This window comes from Amycolatopsis sp. NPDC114504, assembly GCF_055633595.1.
Genome location: NZ_JBVKDU010000002.1, coordinates 1,929,002 through 1,949,655 on the forward strand (window position 1 = coordinate 1,929,002; position 20,654 = coordinate 1,949,655).

Here is a 20,654-nt window from a genome sequence, read left to right on the forward strand (position 1 = left end):
GGGCGCGGTATCGCCCGTTGACCTGCGAGAGGCTCACAGGGGATGAACGCGGCAGCGGACGGTACCCTGATGGGACGGGTGTCCAAGGCACCGCGGGTTTGTCAAGATCGTGATGGCGGGTATCACAGGAGCCGCCCAACCAGGGAGGGTCGAGGCCACCAGGGCCGAGTCGTATGAACCGGAAGAGCGTGCTCAGGAACCCACTGCTGTGGATCGTCGCGGGGTTGCTGGCGTTGTTCGCGTACAACACGATCTTCGACAGTGATCGTGGGTACACCCAGGCACCCATCTCGGTGGCGAACTCCCAGATCTCCTCGAACAACGTCAAGGAAGCCAGCCTCGAGGACAAGGAACAGCAGCTCAAACTGCTGCTGGCCAAGCCCATCGACGTGGACGGCCAGCAGGTCACCCAGATCATTTCGCAGTATCCGGCGGATGCCACCCGCCCGATCTACGACTCGCTGACCGCGGCGAAGACCGGCGGCCAGCCGATCAAGTTCACCACCAAGGTCACGCAGCAGGGCGTGCTGACGCAGATCCTCATCTTCGCCATCCCGCTCGCCCTCGTGCTGGGCCTGCTGATGTGGATGATGAACAACGCCCAGGGCGGCGGCAACCGCGTCCTCAACTTCGGCAAGTCCAAGGCCAAGCAGCTGAACAAGGACATGCCCAAGACGACCTTCGGGGACGTCGCGGGTGCCGACGAGGCCGTCGAAGAGCTGTACGAGATCAAGGACTTCCTGCAGAACCCGGCGCGCTACCAGGCGCTCGGCGCGAAGATCCCGAAGGGCGTCCTGCTCTACGGGCCGCCCGGTACCGGTAAGACGCTGCTCGCGCGAGCCGTCGCCGGCGAGGCGGGCGTGCCGTTCTACACGATCTCCGGCTCGGACTTCGTCGAGATGTTCGTCGGTGTCGGTGCGTCGCGAGTGCGTGACCTGTTCGAACAGGCCAAGCAGAACGCGCCGTGCATCATCTTCGTCGACGAGATCGACGCGGTCGGCCGCCAGCGCGGCGCCGGCCTCGGCGGCGGGCACGACGAGCGCGAGCAGACGCTGAACCAGCTGCTCGTCGAGATGGACGGCTTCGACGCCCGCGGCGGCATCATCCTGATCGCGGCCACCAACCGGCCGGACATCCTCGACCCGGCGCTGCTGCGCCCGGGCCGGTTCGACCGGCAGATCCCGGTGTCCGCGCCCGACCTGCGCGGCCGCAAGGCGATCCTCGAGGTGCACTCCAAGGGCAAGCCGATCGCCCAGGGCACCGACCTCACCAGCCTGGCCAAGCGGACCGTCGGCATGTCCGGCGCCGACCTGGCGAACGTGCTGAACGAGGCCGCGCTGCTCACCGCCCGCAAGAACGGGCACGTGATCGGCGACGTCGAGCTCGAGGAATCGGTCGACCGCGTCGTCGGCGGCCCCGCCCGCAAGAGCCGGATCATCTCCGAGAAGGAGAAGAAGATCACGGCCTACCACGAAGGCGGGCACGCGCTCGCCGCGTGGGCGATGCCGGACATCGAGCCGGTCTACAAGCTGACCATCCTGCCGCGCGGCCGCACGGGCGGGCACGCGCTGCTCGTCCCGGAGGACGACAAGGACCTGATGACCCGCTCCGAGATGATCGGGCGGCTGGTCTTCGCGATGGGTGGCCGCACGGCGGAGGAGCTCGTCTTCCACGAGCCCACCACCGGCGCGTCCTCGGACATCGAGCAGGCGACGAAGATCGCCCGCGCGATGGTCACCGAGTACGGCATGAGCGCGCGGCTCGGCGCGGTCAAGTACGGCCAGGAGCAGGGCGACCCGTTCCTGGGCCGCTCGGCCGGCCGTCAGGCGGACTACTCGCTCGAGGTGGCGCACGAGATCGACGAGGAGGTGCGCAAGCTCATCGAGACGGCGCACACCGAGGCGTGGCACGTGCTCAACACCTACCGCGACGTGCTCGACGAGCTGGTCATCGAGCTCCTGGAGAAGGAGACGCTGACCCGCAAGGACCTGGAGCGGATCTTCGCGACGGTCGAGAAGCGCCCGCACATCACCGTGTTCAACGAGTTCGGTGAGCGGACGCCGTCGGACAAGCCGCCGATCAAGACCCCGGGCGAGCTGGCGATGGAGCGCGGCGAGCCGTGGCCGCCGCCGGAGAAGGAGAAGCCGGTCCTGAAGCCGGAGCCGACCCCGGTCGGCACCGCCCAGGGCGCGGGCGACCTGCCCGGCGGCCCGCCGTACCCGGCGCCGGTCGACCCCAACGCCAACCCGTACGCCGCACCGCAGCCGGGCGCCTACCCGAACGGCGGCCGTCCCTACGGCGGCTCGAACGGTGGCCCCAACGGCACGGCGCACTGGCCGCAGAACCACGGCAGCCAGCAGACCGGCGGCTACCCGGGCGGTCCGGCGGGCCAGAGCGGTCCCCCGAACTACGGTGCCCCTCCGGGCTGGACGCCCGCGACCTCGCCGGGCGGTCAGCCGGGCCAGTCGTGGCGGCCCGGTGGTGAAGAACGCTCTCGCGAGCACGGCTGGTTCGCCGACCAAGCCGGCAACCAGCAGAGCGAGGGGGAGCGTCGTGACGTGGATGGACCAGAAAAGCCCCAGTGACGCCGACCGCCCGGTCTTCGACCACGACCGGGCGGAGAAGGCGATCCGCGAGCTCCTTCTGGCATGCGGCGAAGACCCGGAGCGGGACGGTCTGAAGGACACTCCCGCCCGGGTCGCCCGGGCCTACCAGGAGATGTTCGCCGGGCTGTACACCGAGCCGGACTCGGTGCTGGACAAGACGTTCGACGAGTCCCACGAAGAGCTGGTGCTGGTCACGGACATCCCGATGTTCAGCCAGTGCGTGCCGAGCAAGCAGACGGTGAACGCCGTCGGCGGCCGCAAGCAGGCGGCCGAAGTGCGAGTGGGCGACAAGCTCTGGACGCTCGTCGGCGGCAACGTCGAGGAGACCGAGGTCACCGAGATCAGCTCGCACCAGACGCGTGAGCTGGTCGAGGTCAAGACCTCGGTGGGCAAGTTCCAGGTCACTCCCGACCACCCTTTGGCGACGCCGGAAGGCTGGAAGGAAGCCAAGGACGTCGAGGGCTCGTTCATCGAGTGGACCCACGCGAAGAAGCTCTGCCGTGACCGCTGGCGGCCGACCCTCGGGTACGACTTCGGCTATGTCGTCGGCACGGTCTGCGCCGACGGCACGGTCGCCGAGCGATATGTGTCGCTCGTGGTGAACGACCGTGACTACGCGAAGAAGTTCGCGGAGTCCCTGCACCGCGCGTTCGGCATCGACGCGAAGGTCGAACCGACGTCTCGGCCTTCGGGCTACCTCGGCCGCGACCTGCCCGGCTTCCGGGTCCGAGTGGTGTCGTCGTTCCTCGCCGACTTGATGCGGCAGTACGTCGGCGGCGACGCACACCATCAGCGTCAGCGGTTCCCAATGGTCGTCCTCAACGACTTGTCGACCTTCAACGGCTTCCTCGACGGATACGTCGACGGGGACGGAGACCGCAGCAAGCATTCGGCGGGGCGCATCATCGCCAGCGCGAACACACCGTTCCTCGAGGACTTGGCGACGGTGATCGGTGCCCGGTTCACCGCTCGCACGGGTGAAACCGCCTCGCGGTTGTACGTCGCGGACAGCTGGTTCCGGAAGCACGGCTTCCCGCAGGACGACTACGCGACCGACCTCATCGAGTCGGAGTACGTGCAGGTCGAGTCGGTCACGCCGGTGACCGCGTCCGGAAGCAAGCCTTATACCGTTTACAGTTTCAAATGCGATCCGCATCCGACTTTTTTGATTGCGGGACATTTGACCCATAATTGTGAACACCATTTAGTGCCATTTCATGGTGTTGCTCACGTCGGCTATATTCCGAACGCCGCCGGGAAGGTCACCGGGCTCTCGAAGCTCGCCCGGCTCGTCGACCTCTACGCCAAGCGTCCCCAGGTGCAGGAGCGTCTGACCTCCCAGGTCGCCGACGCCATCGTGCGGAAGCTCGAACCGCGGGGTGTCATCGTCGTGATCGAGGCCGAACACCTCTGCATGGCCATGCGCGGTATCCGGAAGCCCGGCGCCCGCACGACCACCTCCGCCGTGCGCGGGCAGCTGAAGAACTCCGCCTCCTCCCGGGCGGAGGCGCTCGACCTGATCAGGGCGCGCCGGTGAGCGTGGGGCTTCCCACGCCCGGCCGGTGCGTCGTGATGGGCGTGCTGAACGTGACGCCCGATTCCTTTTCGGACGGTGGCCGGTACCTCGGGATCGAGCAGGCGCTGGAGCACGCCCGCGAGATGTGGGCGCGTGGGGCCGATCTGATCGACGTCGGGGGTGAGTCGACCCGGCCGGGGGCGGCCCGGGTGGACGCCGAGACCGAGCTGGCGCGCATCCTGCCGGTGATCCGGACGCTCGCCGGTGAAGGGGTCGCGCTGTCGGTCGACACCACGCGTGCCGCCGTCGCCGCCGCGGCGCTCGAGGCCGGGGCGAACGTGATCAACGACGTCTCCGGCGGGCTGGCCGATCCGGACATGGCGCGCGTCGCCGCGGAGTCCGGGGCGCCGTGGGTGCTGATGCACTGGCGCGGGCACAGCCGGGACATGCAGGCCCTCGCCGAGTACGAAGACGTCGTCGCCGACGTCCGCGGCGAGCTGCTGTCCAGAGTGGACGAAGCGCTGGCGGCGGGAGTCGCCGAGAGCGCGATCGTGCTGGACCCCGGGCTGGGCTTCGCGAAGAACGCCGGGCACGACTGGGCGTTGCTGCGTGGCCTGGATTCGCTGCTCTCCCTGGGTTTCCCGGTGCTCGTCGGCGCTTCGCGCAAGAGGTTCCTCGGCCGGCTGCTGTCCACAAAGGACGGCACGCCGCGTCCGCCGGACGGCCGTGAGGACGCCACCGCCGCCATCTCCGCGCTCGCCGCGGCCGCGGGGGCGTGGGGCGTGCGGGTGCACGAGGTCGGGGCGTCGCTGGACGCGGTCGCCGTGGCCGCCGCTTGGTGGAAGGGATCGCCGGATGTCTGACCGGATCACGCTGACCGGCCTGCGGGTGTTCGGCCGCCACGGCGTGTTCGAGCACGAGAAGCGGGACGGTCAGGAGTTCGTCGTCGACGTCACGGTGTGGCTGGACCTCGGGCCGGCTGCCGCGTCGGACGACCTGACGAAGACCCTGCACTACGGCGAGCTGGCCGAGCTGGTGGCGGGGATCGTCGCGGGCGAGCCGTACGACCTCATCGAGAGCGTCGCGGGCAAGATCGCCGACGAGGTCATGCGTGACGAGCGGCTGGGCGCGGTCGAGGTGACGGTGCACAAGCCGTCCGCGCCGATCCCGCTGACCTTCGACGACGTCGCGGTCACCATCAAGCGAGAGCGATGAGCCGCGCCGTCCTTTCCCTCGGGTCGAACCTCGGCGACCGGCTCGGCTTCCTGAAGCTGGCGCTGGACGCCGTGCGGCCCGCACTGGTCGCCGTCTCGGGCGTGTACGAGACCAAGGCGTGGGGCGTCGAGGACCAGCCGGACTTCCTGAACGCCGTCTGCGTCGTCGACGACCCGGCGCGCGACCACTGGGCGTGGCTGCGCGCGGGCCAGGCCGCCGAGCAGGCCGCCGGCCGGGTGCGCGAGCTGCGCTGGGGCCCGCGAACCCTGGACGTCGACGTGGTCACGGTGGACGGCGTCACGTCCGACGACCCGGAGCTGCTGCTGCCGCACCCCGGGACGCCGGACCGCGCGAGCGTGCTGGTGCCGTGGGCGGAGATCGAGCCGGCCGCGGTGCTGCCGGGGCACGGGCCGATCGCCGGGCTGCTCGCCGCGCGCCCGGCGGACGAGGTCGCCACGGTCCGCCGGACGGCTTTCATCTTGAGCTGATCGCGTCAAGTCCCGGGATCGGCGGATCGCCGAGTTGTCCTCTCGGCTCGGCGAGTGCCGGGCGCGGTCAGCCTCGCAGGGCCGCGATCATGAAGCCGACCGCCGGCCGGGTGGTCGGGAACGGGGGCCAGCCGTTGATGATCCCCAGCAGCCTCCAGTAGTGCTCGGCCCGCGGGTCGCCGCCCGCGGCGAAGCGGTCGGCCAGTTCGCGGCGGAACTCCGGTGACGCCGGGTCCTGGTCCGGCCGGGCCGAAGCCGCCGCGATCTCCGTCGCAAACGCTTGCCCCACCTTCGACGTCGGGCTTTCCCCCGCGTCGACGGCTTCCTGGGCACGGGCCATCCACGCGTTCCAGTGCTCCCGCCAGGCCGAAGACGGCTGCTCGAACTCGCCGTCGCGGATCTGCCGGGACTGCGTTTCGCTCATGCCGCGGATCAGCGCCCGGAAGTCCGGGTCCCGCACCAGCTCGGCGAACTCGATCCAGGCTTCGAGCTGCTCGGGCGTCGGGTCGTCGGGCAGCTCCGGCTTGCCCGCGCGCATGCGCTGGTAGAACTGCTCGTCGACCTCCAGCCCGGCGACCATCTCGTCCCAGAACTCGTCGACCAGCCGTTTGCGCTCCTCGTCGGACATCGACGCGAGACGGTTCATCAGCTTCACTTCCTCCAGCTCGGATCCACGCTTGGCCACCGCGCGCAGCACCGCCCGGCGCAGCCGCAGCCGCCGGATCTGCTCGTCCAGCGCCTCGACGTGCCGGGTCGCCAGCTCGCCGACGGTCGCCGGCTCCGTCAAGGCCGCGGAGACGTCGGTGAGGCCCAGGCCCAGCTCCCGCAGCGTGCGGACCAGCTCGAGCCGGGCCATCGCCGCCGCGTCGTAGAGCCGGTAGCCGGCGTCCGTCCGGTCGGTCGGGGGCAGCAGGCCCTCGTCCGAATAGAAGCGGATGGTCTTGACCGGCAGACCGGTCCGCCGGGCCAGCTCGCCGATGGTGAAGGTCGCGGTGGTGCCCACAAGACGCATGGTGAACTCTCCAGTCGGGGGAGAGTCAACCCTCCCACGGTACGGTTGACGTATGCACTTCACCCGGCCCCGCGACCTGGTGGTGGCCGGGCTGCTCGGCCTCGTCCTCGGCTACCTGCTCTTCCTGGCGGCGTACGGCTCGCTGCCCCAGCTGCCGACGTTCGCCGGCGTCACGTTCGCCGTGCTGGCCGTGGTCGAGGCCGGGATCGCGTTCTCCATTCGCTCCCGGATCAAGAACGGCCGCGTCGTTGCCGCTATCGGGATCGCCCGATCGGTGGCCCTCGCCAAGGCTTCGTCACTCGCCGGAGCGTTCATGGGTGGCGCCTGGCTGGCCGCGCTCGCCTACCTCTTCCCGCGACGTGACGAACTCGTCGCCGCCGTTCTCGACACCCGCGCCGGCGTGGTCGGTGTGGTGTCGTCCGCGGCCCTGGTAGCAGCGGGTTTGTGGCTCGAGCACTGCTGCCGGACCCCTCGTGACCAAGAGCGTGAGCGCACCCGGGGGTCGACCGGTTAGCGCTGGAATCCCACCGCTCAAGGGACCGAGTAGGTCTCGTTCGGATTACGAGCAGGTACGGTGTCAGGCATGACCGGCGTGGGTGACGACTCGCGCGGCCGCCTACTGGGCAGGCCGTGGCTCGTCGTCGGATTCGTCCTCGCCATCGGAGCCACCCTCGCACTGGTGCTCAGCGACGATCTCCGCTATCTCAGGCTCGGGATCGTCGCGGCCCTCTGGGCTGCCCTGATCGGCGCTTTCCTCGCCGTGAAGTACCGCAAGCACGCGGCACAGAGCGAGGACGCTGTCTCCGAGGCGCAGGCTGTGTACGAACTGGAGCTGGAACGCGAGATCGCGGCCCGGCGCGAATACGAGCTGGAGGTGGACGCGGAGAACCGCAACGAGTCCGACTCCCGCAGCCGCGAGGAGCTGGAGGCGCTGCGCGCCGAGGTTTCCGCGCTGCGCGACAGCCTCCAGTCGCTGTTCGGCGGTGAGGTGCTGCTCGAACGCGTCGCGCTGACCGCGCAGGCGACCCGGATGCGCAAGGTCTCCGACGACAACCGGATGATCCCCGACGCCGCGCCGAAGAAGAAGCCCGCTCAGCTGATGGCCGGGAAGAAGCCGGCCGAACAGGGCGAGCGCCCGACCGAGCTGATCGACCGCGTGCTCGACGAGCGCCGCCGGAAGGCGTCGAACGGGAAGCCCGCGAACGGCAAGGGGCTCGGCAAGGGCAAGGGCTTCGGCGGCAAGCCTGCCCCGAAGAGCCCGGCGAACGTCAACGCGCAGAGCACCCAGCAGATCGCCCGGCCGGCGCCGCTGAGCGAACGCCGTCCGCCGGTGCCGGCCGTCGACCCGGCCCTGAACGCCGCGCAGCGTGAGCTGAAGGCCGCCGAGCTGCGCGCCGAGGCGGCCCGCCGCCAGGCCGAGTCGCAGCCGATGCGGCTGCCGGACCCGGCCGAGGTCGCGAAGCAGCCCGAGCGCCGTCCCGAGGCCGCGGCCGAGCCGACGCGCCAGGTGCCGCGGCCCGACCCCAAGACCGAGATCCGCCGCGCCCCGGAGCCGAAGACGGAGATCCGCCGTCCCGAGCCGCCGCCCGCGCGCCGCGCGGAGCTGTCGCGGCCCGCGATGCGGCCCGCCGAGGTGTCGCGTTCGGACATTCCCCGGGTCGAGCGCTCGATGCCGGCCATGCGCCCGGCCGAGGTCTCGCGTTCGGACATCCCCCGCGTGGAGATGTCGCGTCCGGACATCCCGCGGGTGGAGCGGTCGATGACCGACATCCCGCGGGTCGAACGCTCGATGCCGGCCATTCCGCGTGTCGAGATGTCGCGTCCGGACATCCCGCGCGTGGAGATGTCGCGGCCCGACATCCCGCGCGTCGAGATGTCCCGGTCGGACCTGCCCCGCGTCGGCGGCCAGCCGAACGGTGCGCGCCCCGAGCCGCGCAAGGCGCCCGAGCCGCCGCGGCCGGCGCCGCCTCGCCCGGCCCCGCCGGTGAAGCCGTCGGAGATGTCCCGGTCGGACCTGCGGCCGGTGACCGACCTGAGCGCGGCGTTCCAGAACCGCGACGACTTCGCCGAGCGGCAGCGGCCGAACCGGCCGAAGCCGCCCGAGCCGAAGGCCCCGCCGATGCCGAGGGACGCCTCCGCGTCGCGTCGCGACCTTCCGCCGATCATCCCGCCGACTACGCCCGTGCCGAACAACAGGCCGGCCGTGGGGCCGCCGTCGCGCACGAACCTGCCGCCGGTGGTGCCGCCGACCACGCCGGTCCCGGCCGCCGACGGCCGCCGTCCGTCGCGGCTGGAGCAGTTCTCGCGGGCGGACATGTCGCCGATCCTCGACGAGCCGGCCTCCCGGCACGGCGGCTCGCACCGCGCGCCCGCCGAGGCCGCGCAGGCCGCCGGGCCGATGGCGAACCCGACGCTCCCGGAGTCGGTCCGCGACTACCAGGGCCGCTCGGGTGGCCGTCGCCGCAAGCCGGACGAGTCGCAGCAGATGCCGGCGGTGCCCGCCCCGGAGCCCACGGGCGGCGGCCGGCGCCGTCGTCCGGACGGCGAGCCCCCGGCGTGGGAAGGCATGGTCGCCGAGCGGGCGTCGATGTCGCGCCGCAACATGGCCCCGGTCGACCCGGCGGACGTGCCGCAGAACGGTCACAACGAGAACGGTCACAACGGCAACGGCCACAACGGCGCGAGCAACGGCCACGCCCGCAACGGCCACCGTTCGCCCGAGGCGGCGCCGCCACCGGGCAGCGGTTCGCACACGGCGGGCCGCTCGGTGAGCGAGCTCCTGGCGGCCAACGGCGGCACGGGCTCGACGCCTCGCCGCCGCCGTCGCGCGGAGGACTGAGCCCGGCCCGCGCTGCCTCAGCTGCAGGCTGTGCGCGTGGACCGAGGCTCGGCGCGCCGTGTGTGCCAGGTGGCGTTCCGGTTCCTGTCCGGTCTGCGTAGGGTGACCGGCTGTGAGCGGAACCCTCTCGCCCGCGACGGGACTCGATCGCGGACGGCGGCCTCGCCGGATCACCGTGCTGCTGCCGGTGCTCGGGCTGATCGTGGTCGCCCTGTGCGGCCTGTTCCTGTTCGGCCTCGCCACCGCGCGGGTCGGCCCTCTCGCCGTCACCATCGGGGTCCTCGCCGCGCTCGTGCCGGTCGCGGGCGTGGTCGCCGGGTTCCTCTGGGTCGACCGCTGGGAGCCCGAACCGGCGAAGTTCCTGCTGCTCGCCTTCGCCTGGGGCGCCTGCATCGCGACGATCACCGCGCTGCTCATCAACACCACCGCGGAAGCCGTGGGTGACGAGCTGCTCGGCAAGGGCAGCGGCAACACCGTCGCCGCGCTGGTGTCCGCGCCCATCGTCGAGGAGGCCGCGAAGGCCCTCTTCGTCGTCCTCATCCTCTGGCGGCGGTCCAGCGAGTTCGACGGCGTCGTGGACGGTGTCGTCTACGCCGGGTTCAGCGCCGCCGGGTTCGCGTTCACCGAGAACATCTACTACTTCGGCCGCGCGTTCGCCGACTACGGCTTCGGTGACGGGCACAGCCAGGGCGTCATCACGGCGTTCTTCCTCCGCGGCGTCCTCGCGCCGTTCACGCACCCGCTGTTCGCCGTGCTCACCGGCATCGGGATCGGCATCGCCGCGCGGACGACGACGAAGGCGTTGAAGGTCCTGGCGCCGATCGCCGGCTACCTGGCCGCCGTCTGCCTGCACGCCCTGTGGAACAGCGCCGCGCTGCTCGGCGGGTCGAAGTTCCTCACCGTCTACTTCCTGATCATGCTGCCGCTGTTCCTCGGCGTGGTCTACCTGGTCGTCCTCCAGAGACGGCGTGAGCAGCGGATCATCGCCACCGCCCTGCCGCACATGGCCACCGCGCGCTGGATCGCGCCGTCGGAGGTCGACCTGCTGGCCAGCCTGCCCGGGCGCCGGGCCTGGCGGCGGCAGGCGAAACGCCAGTCCGGGAAGCGCGCCGCCCGCGCCGTCGCCGTGTACCAGGCGAGCGTGACGGAGCTCGCGTTCCTGGACCGGCGGGAGCTCACCACCGACTCCGACCGGCAGCGCCAGCAGGAGCTGCTGCGCACGCTGAAGGCCGCCCGGGCGGAGGCGACGCGCCTCGCCGACGAGGCCGTCCGAGGGTGACCCGGTCCGGGTGAAGCTGGTCACCGGGTTCAACGCCGCGCGCCCAATCGAGTTAGTCTCGCGCCGTTCGTCCGGTACCCGGAGCGGGACTGGAACGAGAGCAGAGGGAGTCTGCGAACCATGAGCGTCCACAGGCGCACGCCATGATGAGGCCCGCTCGCCTCGCGGTCGGTGTCGTTTCCGCCGGCCGGGTGGGCAGTGTGCTCGGTGCCGCGCTGGCCAGGGCGGGACACACCGTGGTCGCGGCGTCGGGGCTGTCCGCCGCGTCGCTGGCCCGGGCCGAACGCCTCCTCCCCGACGTGCCGCTGCTGCCGCCCGACGAGACCGTCCGCTTGGCGGACCTGGTGCTGCTCGCCATCCCCGACGACGCGCTGGCCGGCATGGTCCGCGGGCTCGTCGCGACCGGGTCGCTGCGGCCGGGGCAGATCGTCGTGCACACCTCCGGCGCGCAGGGCATCGACGTGCTGGCGCCCGCGGCCGAGGCCGGGGCGCTGCCGCTCGCGCTGCACCCGGTGATGACGTTCACCGGCCGCGAGGAGGACCTCGAGCGGCTGACGGCGTGCAGCATCGGCGTCACCGCGGCGGCCGACGACGACGCCGCCTGGAGCGTCGGCGAGGCCCTCGCGGTCGAGATGGGGGCCGAGCCGGTGCGCATCCCCGACTCCGCGCGAGCGCTCTACCACGCAGCGTTGACCCACGGCGCGAACCACCTGATGACACTGGTCGCCGACTGCGCGGAAGTCTTGCGCGAAGCGGGAATCGCACATTCCGAACGCCTGGTGGCGCCACTGCTTTCGGCGGCGTTGGATAATGTGCTCCGACACGGCGACCGCGCGCTCACCGGCCCGGTCGCGCGTGGCGACGTCGGCACCGTCCGCAAGCACCTCGAGGTGCTTGCGGACCGGGCGCCGGACGTGGCGCCGGCCTACCGAGCGTTGGCCAGGCGCACGGTGGCGCGTTCGTCGGCTGCCGGGCTGCTGGACACCGCGGCCGCCAAAGACCTCACCGAACTCCTCGACGATCCCGCCGAAGGGCACCAAGACCAGTGACCACACCGAAATTCAGCCGCGGCACGCTGAACACCTTCGCGTCGCCCGAGCAGATGAGCCAGGTCAGCAAGGCCCTGCACGGCGTCGGCCGCAAGCTGGCGCTCGTGCCGACCATGGGCGCGCTGCACGCCGGGCACCGCGAGCTGATCCGCCGCGCGAAGCGGCTGCCGAACAACGTCGTGGCGACCTCGATCTTCGTCAACCCGCTGCAGTTCGGCGAGGGCGAGGACTTCGAGGCGTACCCGCGGCCGCTCGACGCCGACCTGGCCGTGCTGACCGAGGACGGCGTCGAAATCGCGTTCACGCCCAGCGCCGACGCGCTCTACGGCGAAGGCGCCATGGTGACCGTGCACCCGGGCAAGCTCGGCGACGAGCTGGAGGGCGCTGTCCGGCCCGGCCACTTCGCCGGCGTGCTCACCGTCGTGGCGAAGCTGTTCAACCTGCTTCGGCCGGACTACGCGCTCTTCGGGGAGAAGGACTACCAGCAGCTGGTCCTGATCAAGCGGATGGTGCGGGACCTGAACATCGACACGCACGTCATCGGTGTCCCGACCGTCCGGGAGCGCGACGGGCTGGCGCTGTCGTCACGCAACGTCTACCTGACGCCTGAGCAGCGTGAAGACGCCGTCGTCCTGTCGGCCGCCCTCACCGCGGGGGCGTTCGTCGGGCGCGACGGTGCGGACGCGGTCCTCGAGGCCGCGTGGAAGACCCTCGCCGCGCGTCCCGCGGTCGAGGTGGATTACCTGGAGTTGAGGGGAACCGACCTCGGGCCCGCGCCCGTCGATGGTGAAGCACGACTGTTGATCGCGGCCCGGGTGGGGAGTACCCGGCTGATCGACAACGTTCCGGTGCTGCTCGGCGCGGCTGTCGAGCACCCGGCGCGGCTGGACGCAGGGGAATAGGAGTCCACTATGTACCGCACCATGCTCAAGTCGAAGATCCACCGGGTCACCGTGACCCAGGCCGACCTGCACTACGTCGGCTCCGTGACGGTCGACGCGGACCTGATGGAGGCCGCGGACCTGCTGCCGGGCGAACAGGTGTCCATTGTGGACGTCACCAACGGCGCGCGGCTGGAGACCTACGTCATCAAGGGCGAACGCGGCAGCGGCGTCCTCGGCATCAACGGCGCCGCGGCGCACCTGGTGCACCCGGGCGACCTGGTCATCCTCATTTCGTACGGCCAGATGGACGACGCCGAAGCCGCGACGTACGAGCCGCGCGTGGTGTTCGTCGACGCGGACAACCGGATCGTCCACCGGCACGCCGACCCGGGGTACGCGCCCGAGGGGTCGGGGCTGCTGTCCGGCACGGTGACGCTGCCGCCGGAGGAGGAGACGGCGGTGTTCCCGGTCGCGGAGACGGCGGACGCCCGCCGCCTCGACGCGCTGCTGCACGCGGAAAGCTGACCCGCTTGCTGCTCACCGTCGACGTCGGCAACACGAACATCGTGCTGGGGCTGTACTCCGGCAGCTCGCTCGTCGGAGACTGGCGCATGCGCACGGACGCGCGCATCACGGCCGACGAGCTGGCGTTGACGGTGCGCGGCCTGCTGGGCCCGCACGCGGACTCCGTGTCCGGGATTTCCGCTTTGTCGACGGTGCCGGCGGTGCTGCGCGAGCTGCGGGTGATGCTCTCGCGCTACTACGACCGGGTCCCGAAGATCGTGGTGGAGCCGGGTGTCCGCACGGGCGTGGCGTTGCTGGTGGACAACCCGAAGGAGGTGGGCGCGGACCGCCTGGTGAACACGCTGGCCGCGCACCACCTCCACGACACGGCGTGCGTGGTGGTCGACTTCGGGACATCGACGAACGTGGACGCCATTTCCGCCCGCGGCGAGTTCCTAGGCGGCGCTTTCGCCCCGGGCATCGAGATTTCCGTGGACGCGTTGGCGGCGCGCGCGGCGGCGTTGCGGAAGGTCGAGCTGGTACCGCCTCGGTCGGTGATCGGCAAGAACACTGTGGAGTGTCTGCAGTCCGGGATCCTGTACGGCTTCGCCGGGCAGGTGGACGGGTTGGTCCGCCGGATCGTCCGCGAGCTGTCCCCGAGCGGGACGGAACCGGTGGCGGTGCTGGCCACCGGAGGTTTGGCGCCCCTGGTGATCAGCGAGTCGGAGACGATCACGGACCACGTGCCGGATTTGACGCTGCTCGGGTTGCGGCTCGTCTTCGAGCGCAACATCCGCCCCTGAGGCCGACGGACGTCAGCCGCGGGCCAGCCTGCGTCGCTCCAGCACGTACCCCAGCGCCGTGAGCCCCAACGCCGGGAATGCCACCTTCGCCTGCGGGAACCGCGCTTCACCCGGCGGATCCACCGCCTTCGAACCCGGGTAGGCCAGCGCCGAGATCTGCGTCAGCCAGTACAGCGACGCCAGCGTCGCCCCCGCGTCGAGACTCTCCCGGGTCGAAGGTCGCCGCCACAGCTGCCACAGGCTCGTGACCCCCAGTGCGAGTCCCAGGCTCATCGTCTGGCCGTTGTGGAACTTCGCGTGCGGGGGCCACGCCGGGTTCTTCACGTGCGTTTCGTTCCAGTCGGCTTTGTACGGACCGACCGCCGTCACCAAGGACACCAGCGAGATCAGGCCTCGCCCCAACGATTTGCTGCTCATCGTCCCAGTATCGAACCTCGACTTCGATCGAGGTCAATGCGGCAGTTTCAGCCCGGCCACACCCGCGACGATCAGTCCCAGGCACGTCATGCGCACCGCCGTCACCGTGTCGCCGAGCGCGATGATCCCGTAGAGCGCTGTGCCGATCGTGCCGATGCCGACCCAGATCGCGTAACCGGTGTCGAGCGGGATCTCGCGCAGTGCGTACGCCAGTCCGCTCATGCTCAGCGCCAGCGCGATCACGAACGTCACGATCGACGCCGGCCGGAAGAACCCCTTGAGGGCGGCCGCCCAGACCGTTTCCAGGATTCCGGACAGGACGAGAACGAGCCAGGACATGACGAACCCTTTCGCAGTGTTTCGAGACACTGCGCCGTCTTGTCCTGACCGGGTACGACGCGCTCGTCCGGTAGCTCCGTGGGGCTCGCTCCCGAAGCTGGCATGACAAAAAATGTCTTATCGACGCCGCGCGCGCAACGCCCACGTGATCAGCGGCAGGTCGAACTCGCCGTCCGCCGTCGCCGGATTCGTGGCGAGGAACTCGCGCAGCCGCGTCAACAGGGCCGCCGACTTGTCCGGTGCCGACACGATCACCATCGAATACGTCCCGATCGTTTCCAGCAGGCTCTCCGCCGTCCGCCGTTGCACATGGCGAAACCGATCGTTTTCGAACGCGTCGAACCCCGGGTGCGACACCTCGCGCAAATCGTCCGTCCCGACCGGCTTCCGCGCCCCTTCGCGACCCAGTGCGGTTAACTCCGCGACCCACGGCACCGAATCGTCTTCGTAGTTCCACATCGGCACCAGCACGCCGCCCGGGCGCAGCACGCGGGCGATCTCCGTCATCGCCGCCGGTACGTCGAACCAATGGAACGCCTGGCCGACGAAAACCGCGTCGACATCGGCGTCGGGCAACGGGATCCGTTCCGCCCGGCCCGCCAGAGACGTCGCCGAGGGCACCTTCCGCCCCAGTTCGGCGCGCATTTCCGGGTCGGGTTCGACCGCGGTGACGTCGAGTCCGAGGCCGGCCAGGCCGAGGGTGAGCTTGCCCGTTCCGGCGCCCAGGTCGAGCACGCGCCGAGGTGTGTCGCGAGCGCCCGAAAGGCCCCATTCGATCGCTTCTCGCGGGTAGTCGGGCCGGTGCTCCGCGTACGCGGCGGCTCGGCTGCCGAAGGAAGAGGCCCGCTGGGCGCGTGTGGGGTCACTCACCGGGCCAGGTTAATGGACGGAAAGGAAAGGTAATCCGGTTGGCGTAGCGCGCGGCCGGGTTCGTACCCTATGGGCCATGACCGAAAACCCCGCTTCCACCAGCGACCCCGCCGAAGACGAACTGCCCGAGCAGATGCGGGTGCGCCGGGAGAAGCGCGACCGGATCCTCGCGGAGGGTATCGATCCCTACCCGGTCGAGGTCCCCCGCACGCACTCGCTCGCCGAGGTGCGCGCGGCTCATTCCGGTCTGCCCGTCGACACCGCCACGGGTGAGACCGTCGGCGTCACCGGCCGGGTGATGTTCCTGCGCAACACGGGCAAGCTGTGCTTCGCCAGCCTCCGCGAGGGCGACGGCACCGAGCTCCAGGCCATGATCAGCCTGGCGAAGGTCGGCGAGGACGCGCTGGCGGCGTGGAAGTCCGACGTCGACCTCGGTGACCACGTGTTCGTGCAGGGTGAGGTCATCACGTCCAAGCGTGGCGAGCTCTCCGTGATGGCCGACGCCTGGCGCATCACGTCGAAGGCGCTCCGCCCGCTGCCGAACGCCCACAAGGAGCTCGCCGAGGAGACGCGGATCCGGCAGCGCTACGTCGACCTCATCCTGCGCCCGCGCGCGCGGGACGTCGTGCGCACGCGGGCCGGCGTGGTCCGGTCGCTGCGGGAGTCGTTCCACCGCCGCGGGTTCACCGAGGTCGAGACGCCGATGCTGCAGACGCTGCACGGCGGCGCCGCGGCCCGCCCGTTCGTCACGCGGTCGAACGCGTTCGACATGGAGCTGTTCCTGCGGATCGCGCCGGAGCTCTACCTCAAGCGCTGCGTCGTTGGCGGCATCGAGAAGGTCTTCGAGATCAACCGCAACTTCCGCAACGAGGGAAGTGACTCCTCGCACTCGCCGGAGTTCGCGATGCTCGAGTACTACGAGGCCTACGCCACGTACGACACGAATGCGGTGATGACGCGGGAGCTGATCCAGGAGGCCGCGCAGGCCGTGCTGGACACCCAGGTCATCACCCTGCCCGACGGTTCGGAGTACGACCTGTCCGGCGAATGGACCACACTCGGAATGTACGAGTCGTTGTCCGATTCCCTCGGCGAAGAGGTCACGCCGGAGACACCCGCCGCCAAACTGCACGGATTCGCGCAGGCCAGGGGCCTGGAAGTGGATCCGAAGCTGGGTCACGGCAAGCTGGTCGAGGAACTGTGGGAACACCTCGTCGGGGATCACCTGCACGCCCCCACGTTTGTCCGTGATTTTCCGTTGGAGACGTCGCCATTGACGAGGCAGCACCGCTCGCGGGCCGGGGTGGCCGAGAAGTGGGACCTCTACGTGCGCGGATTCGAACTCGCCACCGGATACTCCGAGCTGGTCGATCCGGTCGTCGAACGGGAACGGCTCACCGAACAGTCCCAGCTGGCCGCACAGGGTGATAGCGAAGCCATGCGGCTCGACGAGGATTTCCTCCGCGCCCTGGAGTACGGAATGCCGCCGAGCGGCGGCGTCGGAATGGGGATCGACCGGCTCCTCATGGCACTGACCGGTCTCGGTATCCGGGAGACGATCCTCTTCCCGCTCGTGCGACCCGAATAACCCGGGCGTGTGGATAGCCACCAGTTATCCATATGAGATTTGCGCTGTCCTCCAGAAGCGGGTACTAATGTTCTAGACAAAGACTTCTGTCCCGGGGCTCGCCCCGTAACCAGATCATTGAGCAAGTCCCCGCAGGAGGAATCGGATGGCACAGAAGGTGCTCGTCTCGCTGGTCGACGACCTCGACGGCAGTGAGGCGGAAGAGACCGTCGAGTTCGGTTTGGACGGCGTCAGCTACCAGATCGACCTCTCTTCGGATAACGCCGAGGAGTTGCGGGACGCCCTCGCCCAGTATGTCGAGCACGCGCGTCGCGCGGGTGGCCGGAAGCGCGCTTCGGTGCGCCCGGTCGCGGGCAAGGGCCCGTCGCGGCCCGCCGCCGTCGACCGCGAACAGAACCAGGCCATTCGGTCGTGGGCGCGCAAGAACGGGTACGCCGTTTCGGACCGGGGCCGGATCCCGTCCGAGGTCGTCGAGGCCTACCACAAGAAGAACTGAGGATCCTTCAGCTGTCCGGGTGTCCGCAGGCCACCGGGGCGGCTGGGGAATCTCCTCGAAGCGGGGCTCCAAGCCGAAGCCGCCGGGCGAATTCGCCCGGCGGCTTTGTTCATGTCCGATCACTGTCCGGTGTTCGCCCGGCCGTCCGGGCGTACTCGGCCGGCGGCTGACCCGTCACCGCGTGGAAATCGCGGATGAAGTGCGACTGGTCGCTATAGCCCAGTCGAACCGCCAGTCCGGCGTAATCCGGCTCTCCTTCCGCGGCGATCCGCTGTGCCGCGTCGTTGAGGCGGTATATCCGGATCGCCCACTTGGGTGTGCAGCCGACGTGTTCGGCGAACAACCGCTGTACGGACCGGGTGGTCAGTCCAGTATCCGCGCACAGTTGCGCCACCCGGGTAATTCCCGGATCCCGCGCGATTGATTCCACGGCCTCGGCGGCGTGCCGCGCGGCCGCCGACAAGCCGACGGGATTTGCGATCAGCAAGTTGTCGATCGCGTGGACCATTTGCACGTCGTCGGCGGCGGTCTGCACCGATTCCGCGGCTTCGGTCGCCGTCGGCCCGAAAACGTCCGTGAGCGGGACAGCACGGTCGGCGATGTCACTTACCGGGCCATCGAGGAACGCGCGGAAGCACCCGGGCCGGAAACGCACGCCCAAGCCCTGGACGCGGCCGTCGAGGTGGTGGGAAAAGACGTCGTGGGCCGGGCCGTACACACCGGACGCGCGGGGGAAGAACGTCGCGTGCACGGCGAGGTTCGGCAGCACGCGCTGTTCGTGGGGCGGTTTGCCGCGCAGGTCCCAGCGCAGCACCCAGTGGTATTCGACGAGCTCCGCCAGCTCGGGCGCGGGTGCGTGCCTGGTCAGCGTGAACATCGTGCGCGCGGTGGCCTCGGCCACGATGCCGCGCGGGATCCGGTGCTCGCCCACGCGTCCACGGTAGCTGTCGCGTTCCTTCAAGACGGCGCCTCCGGCCGGAGGATTGGATCGCCGGATGACTGCCGAGCTCATCCGGCCCGCCGCGGCCGAGTTCCTGCGGGTCGCCCACGCCGTGGCCGACCTGACCGCCCCGACACCCTGCGCCGGCTACGACGTACGCGGGCTGCTCAACCACCTTCTCTACTGGGGCCCGTGGCTCGTCGCCGCGGGACGCCGCGAGGACCCGCCGTCGCCGGGTGCGGGCGAGGCGGAGGCGGCGCTGGTCACCGAGGACTGGCAGGCGGCGCTGGAGAAGCAGACGGAGACGCTCGTGGACGTCTACGGGACGCCGTCGGCGTGGGCCGGCGTGACGGCGCTGGGGACGGCACGGATGCCGGGGTCGGTGGTCGGCGACATGGTGCTGGGCGAGTTCGTCCTGCACGGCTGGGACCTGGCCCGGGCGAGCGGCCAGGAGCTGCGGTGCGCCCCGGAGGCGGCGACGGCGGTGCACGAGTCCGCGGTGGCGATGGGCGAGCAGGCGCGCTCGATGGGGGTTTATGGGCCGGCGGTGGCGGTGCCTGAGGCGGCCTCGGCTTTGGAGCGGGCGTTGGGGGCTTCGGGGCGCGATCCGGGCTGGGCGCGCTGAGGGCCGGCTAGCGGGCGCAGGTGCGGGGGCAGCCGTCGCACTCGGGCTCGGCTGGGAGCAAGTACGAGAAGCAGCAGCTCTCCCGGCGCCTCGTCCACTCGCGGCCCACTAGACGCAGCGTCGAGGCCGACGTCAACGGTGGGTACCGCTCGTCGAGCACCAAAGCCGCGTCGGCGACGCCCGCGCCTTCCGCTTCCGGGGTGCCTCCCGCCCGGCCCGCTCCCCACAGTGCGTTCTCCAGCGCGCCGGTCGCCGCGGCCCAGAGGGTGCGGCTGCCGAAGCGGCTGTGCGGCCCGTACGCCTGGATGAACCACGCCGCGTGTCCCGTGTAGCGGGCACGCAGGACCGCTGCCAGCGCTCGCTCGTCGCGGACCGCCGTCGCTCCCGGAGCCGCCGAGGCCGGGTCCGTCGGCAAGCAGCAGAACTCGTCGCCGAGTACCGACAGCGCGTCCGGGTACGGCTGGCCCGCTCCGATGCGGAAGGCCAGGTCAGCGGGCCGGAGTGCGGGCACCCGGCGCTCGTGGTGCAGCAGCAGTGCGCCGATCTGGGCCGGGATGTGCAGATACCACGTGATCAGGTACGCATCGACCGTCCGGGGTGGTGCCTCGCCGTACTCGCGCCGCAGCCAGCCGGTCAGGCGCGTGCGCCACTCCTCGAAGAACTCGGGTGCCGTCGAGCAGCGAATCCAGCCCTCCGGGACGTCCCGTCGCAGGTCGAGCCGTCGCAGGGACGGCGCGAGGCCGTCCGCTGTCTCGCGGGTGCTCGGCTGCGTCAACGGCATCCTCCTTAGGTCTGCCTAACCTAACAGGACTCCGCCGATCGGGTGGCAGTCGGCTCGGTCACTCTCAGGGTGCGGACCTGTTCGCGGTGAGCGGACACCGCGCGGATGGCGGAATCCGGGTGGCCGCTCGCACGTTGGGGTTGACGTAAAGGTGCAGGGCAACCTGATGATGGAACCATCCGGAAGTCGTCACGTCCGGGTGCGGAAAAGGCCGCGAACAGCCGTAGTGGTACGCCAGCGCGACCGCTTGGCTACTAGAGTGGTCTCACGGTGCTGAATCCATCGCGGTGAAAGCACGATGGATAACGGGCCGCCGGCGCAGCAGTCGAGGGAGTGCACATGTTTGAGAGGTTCACCGACCGCGCGAGGCGGGTGGTCGTTCTGGCTCAAGAAGAAGCCAGGA

The 20,654-nt window shown here is 70.4% G+C and carries 20 protein-coding genes, 2 pseudogenes and 1 riboswitch; of the genes and pseudogenes, 16 read left to right on the plus strand and 6 right to left on the minus strand.

All coding sequences use genetic code 11. The features are described from left to right. Positions 1-173 precede the first annotated feature (173 nt). From ftsH to folK, 6 genes and pseudogenes are all read left to right on the plus strand, one after another. On the plus strand, positions 174-2,585 hold the full coding sequence (gene ftsH, locus ACZ7PG_RS21245) for an ATP-dependent zinc metalloprotease FtsH (RefSeq protein WP_470240716.1): 2,412 nt from the start codon (positions 174-176) through the stop codon (positions 2,583-2,585). Further along, a pseudogene (locus tag ACZ7PG_RS21250) lies at positions 2,563-2,826 on the plus strand (GTP cyclohydrolase I); the annotation flags it as partial. The gene ftsH and the pseudogene ACZ7PG_RS21250, both read left to right, overlap by 23 nt. Positions 2,827-3,798: 972 nt before the next feature. Beyond that, positions 3,799-4,143: pseudogene (folE, locus tag ACZ7PG_RS21255) on the plus strand (GTP cyclohydrolase I); the annotation flags it as partial. Between the two features lie 35 nt (positions 4,144-4,178). Next, on the plus strand, positions 4,179-4,985 hold the full coding sequence (gene folP, locus ACZ7PG_RS21260; protein WP_470240831.1) for a dihydropteroate synthase: 807 nt from the start codon (positions 4,179-4,181) through the stop codon (positions 4,983-4,985). Beyond that, on the plus strand, positions 4,978-5,337 hold the full coding sequence (gene folB / locus ACZ7PG_RS21265; protein ID WP_470240717.1) for a dihydroneopterin aldolase: 360 nt from the start codon (positions 4,978-4,980) through the stop codon (positions 5,335-5,337). Before folP ends, folB begins: the two co-directional genes overlap by 8 nt. Beyond that, entirely contained in the window at positions 5,334-5,825 is a 492-nt protein-coding gene (gene folK / locus ACZ7PG_RS21270; RefSeq protein ID WP_470240718.1) for a 2-amino-4-hydroxy-6-hydroxymethyldihydropteridine diphosphokinase, read from the plus strand. The genes folB and folK overlap by 4 nt, the downstream gene beginning before the upstream one ends. A 67-nt stretch (positions 5,826-5,892) precedes the next feature. Here the strand turns inward: folK and ACZ7PG_RS21275 are convergent, their stop codons facing one another. Further along, positions 5,893-6,828: a helix-turn-helix domain-containing protein gene (locus ACZ7PG_RS21275; protein ID WP_470240832.1), complete on the minus strand. Its 936-nt coding sequence runs from the start codon at positions 6,826-6,828 to the stop codon at positions 5,893-5,895. 61 nt (positions 6,829-6,889) lie between these two features. Here ACZ7PG_RS21275 and ACZ7PG_RS21280 point away from each other — a divergent pair, with 61 nt between their 5' ends. The 7 genes from ACZ7PG_RS21280 (at position 6,890) to ACZ7PG_RS21310 (ending at position 14,195) form a co-directional block, all read left to right on the plus strand. After that, positions 6,890-7,351 carry a DUF3180 domain-containing protein gene (locus ACZ7PG_RS21280; RefSeq protein ID WP_470240719.1) on the plus strand — a complete coding sequence of 154 codons (462 nt, stop codon included), beginning with the start codon at positions 6,890-6,892 and terminating at the stop codon, positions 7,349-7,351. Positions 7,352-7,420: 69 nt separating this feature from the next. Continuing rightward, positions 7,421-9,676, plus strand: a complete 2,256-nt coding sequence (locus ACZ7PG_RS21285; RefSeq protein ID WP_470240720.1) for a DUF6779 domain-containing protein — start codon at positions 7,421-7,423, stop codon at positions 9,674-9,676. 175 nt (positions 9,677-9,851) lie between these two features. After that, the gene (locus tag ACZ7PG_RS21290; protein ID WP_470240833.1) at positions 9,852-10,955 is read left to right on the plus strand and encodes a PrsW family intramembrane metalloprotease; all 1,104 of its coding nucleotides are present in this window, start codon (positions 9,852-9,854) and stop codon (positions 10,953-10,955) included. Positions 10,956-11,044: 89 nt separating this feature from the next. Further along, the gene (locus ACZ7PG_RS21295) at positions 11,045-12,004 is read left to right on the plus strand and encodes a Rossmann-like and DUF2520 domain-containing protein (RefSeq protein ID WP_470240834.1); all 960 of its coding nucleotides are present in this window, start codon (positions 11,045-11,047) and stop codon (positions 12,002-12,004) included. Continuing rightward, positions 12,001-12,906: a pantoate--beta-alanine ligase gene (panC, locus tag ACZ7PG_RS21300; protein ID WP_470240721.1), complete on the plus strand. Its 906-nt coding sequence runs from the start codon at positions 12,001-12,003 to the stop codon at positions 12,904-12,906. The genes ACZ7PG_RS21295 and panC overlap by 4 nt, the downstream gene beginning before the upstream one ends. 9 nt (positions 12,907-12,915) lie before the next feature. Next, on the plus strand, positions 12,916-13,413 hold the full coding sequence (panD, locus tag ACZ7PG_RS21305; RefSeq protein WP_470240722.1) for an aspartate 1-decarboxylase: 498 nt from the start codon (positions 12,916-12,918) through the stop codon (positions 13,411-13,413). A gap of 5 nt (positions 13,414-13,418) precedes the next feature. Next, the gene (locus tag ACZ7PG_RS21310) at positions 13,419-14,195 is read left to right on the plus strand and encodes a type III pantothenate kinase (protein ID WP_470240723.1); all 777 of its coding nucleotides are present in this window, start codon (positions 13,419-13,421) and stop codon (positions 14,193-14,195) included. A 12-nt stretch (positions 14,196-14,207) separates the two neighbouring features. On the opposite strand, the gene ACZ7PG_RS21315 is transcribed toward ACZ7PG_RS21310, so the two are convergent. The 3 genes from ACZ7PG_RS21315 to ACZ7PG_RS21325 form a co-directional block, all read right to left on the minus strand. Further along, the gene (locus tag ACZ7PG_RS21315) at positions 14,208-14,612 is read right to left on the minus strand and encodes a DUF6640 family protein (protein WP_470240724.1); all 405 of its coding nucleotides are present in this window, start codon (positions 14,610-14,612) and stop codon (positions 14,208-14,210) included. A gap of 33 nt (positions 14,613-14,645) precedes the next feature. Further along, positions 14,646-14,951 carry a DMT family transporter gene (locus tag ACZ7PG_RS21320; RefSeq protein ID WP_470240725.1) on the minus strand — a complete coding sequence of 102 codons (306 nt, stop codon included), beginning with the start codon at positions 14,949-14,951 and terminating at the stop codon, positions 14,646-14,648. Positions 14,952-14,979: 28 nt separating this feature from the next. Continuing rightward, positions 14,980-15,041: riboswitch (guanidine-III (ykkC-III) riboswitch) on the minus strand. 27 nt (positions 15,042-15,068) lie between these two features. Next, complete coding sequence (locus ACZ7PG_RS21325; RefSeq protein ID WP_470240726.1) at positions 15,069-15,821, minus strand: class I SAM-dependent methyltransferase; 753 nt, start codon at positions 15,819-15,821, stop codon at positions 15,069-15,071. A 76-nt stretch (positions 15,822-15,897) separates the two neighbouring features. Between ACZ7PG_RS21325 and lysS the strand changes: the two genes are divergently transcribed. Both lysS and ACZ7PG_RS21335 read left to right on the plus strand, forming a co-directional pair. Further along, the gene (lysS, locus tag ACZ7PG_RS21330) at positions 15,898-17,409 is read left to right on the plus strand and encodes a lysine--tRNA ligase (protein WP_470240727.1); all 1,512 of its coding nucleotides are present in this window, start codon (positions 15,898-15,900) and stop codon (positions 17,407-17,409) included. Between the two features lie 145 nt (positions 17,410-17,554). Next, positions 17,555-17,905, plus strand: a complete 351-nt coding sequence (locus tag ACZ7PG_RS21335; RefSeq protein WP_470240728.1) for a histone-like nucleoid-structuring protein Lsr2 — start codon at positions 17,555-17,557, stop codon at positions 17,903-17,905. Positions 17,906-18,014: 109 nt separating this feature from the next. Here ACZ7PG_RS21335 and ACZ7PG_RS21340 read toward each other — a convergent pair whose 3' ends face one another. Further along, positions 18,015-18,866, minus strand: coding sequence for an AraC family transcriptional regulator (locus tag ACZ7PG_RS21340; RefSeq protein ID WP_470240729.1), 852 nt, complete (start codon positions 18,864-18,866; stop codon positions 18,015-18,017). 34 nt (positions 18,867-18,900) lie between these two features. Between ACZ7PG_RS21340 and ACZ7PG_RS21345 the strand changes: the two genes are divergently transcribed. After that, on the plus strand, positions 18,901-19,470 hold the full coding sequence (locus tag ACZ7PG_RS21345) for a TIGR03086 family metal-binding protein (protein ID WP_470240730.1): 570 nt from the start codon (positions 18,901-18,903) through the stop codon (positions 19,468-19,470). 7 nt (positions 19,471-19,477) lie between these two features. Here the strand turns inward: ACZ7PG_RS21345 and ACZ7PG_RS21350 are convergent, their stop codons facing one another. After that, positions 19,478-20,245, minus strand: coding sequence for a (2Fe-2S)-binding protein (locus tag ACZ7PG_RS21350; RefSeq protein ID WP_470240731.1), 768 nt, complete (start codon positions 20,243-20,245; stop codon positions 19,478-19,480). Positions 20,246-20,654 lie beyond the last annotated feature (409 nt).

What these genes read in the sequence shown, in the direction of transcription:
- ACZ7PG_RS21320 (WP_470240725.1), bottom strand. Translation starts at nt 14,951, where the DNA reads ATGTCCTGGCTCGTTCTCGTCCTGTCCGGAATCCTGGAAACGGTCTGG.
- ftsH (WP_470240716.1), top strand. Translation starts at nt 174, where the DNA reads ATGAACCGGAAGAGCGTGCTCAGGAACCCACTGCTGTGGATCGTCGCG.
- ACZ7PG_RS21280 (WP_470240719.1), top strand. Translation starts at nt 6,890, where the DNA reads ATGCACTTCACCCGGCCCCGCGACCTGGTGGTGGCCGGGCTGCTCGGC.
- folB (WP_470240717.1), top strand. Translation starts at nt 4,978, where the DNA reads ATGTCTGACCGGATCACGCTGACCGGCCTGCGGGTGTTCGGCCGCCAC.
- folP (WP_470240831.1), top strand. Translation starts at nt 4,179, where the DNA reads ATGGGCGTGCTGAACGTGACGCCCGATTCCTTTTCGGACGGTGGCCGG.
- ACZ7PG_RS21315 (WP_470240724.1), bottom strand. Translation starts at nt 14,612, where the DNA reads ATGAGCAGCAAATCGTTGGGGCGAGGCCTGATCTCGCTGGTGTCCTTG.
- ACZ7PG_RS21345 (WP_470240730.1), top strand. Translation starts at nt 18,901, where the DNA reads ATGACTGCCGAGCTCATCCGGCCCGCCGCGGCCGAGTTCCTGCGGGTC.
- folK (WP_470240718.1), top strand. Translation starts at nt 5,334, where the DNA reads ATGAGCCGCGCCGTCCTTTCCCTCGGGTCGAACCTCGGCGACCGGCTC.
- ACZ7PG_RS21335 (WP_470240728.1), top strand. Translation starts at nt 17,555, where the DNA reads ATGGCACAGAAGGTGCTCGTCTCGCTGGTCGACGACCTCGACGGCAGT.
- ACZ7PG_RS21285 (WP_470240720.1), top strand. Translation starts at nt 7,421, where the DNA reads ATGACCGGCGTGGGTGACGACTCGCGCGGCCGCCTACTGGGCAGGCCG.
- panD (WP_470240722.1), top strand. Translation starts at nt 12,916, where the DNA reads ATGTACCGCACCATGCTCAAGTCGAAGATCCACCGGGTCACCGTGACC.
- lysS (WP_470240727.1), top strand. Translation starts at nt 15,898, where the DNA reads ATGACCGAAAACCCCGCTTCCACCAGCGACCCCGCCGAAGACGAACTG.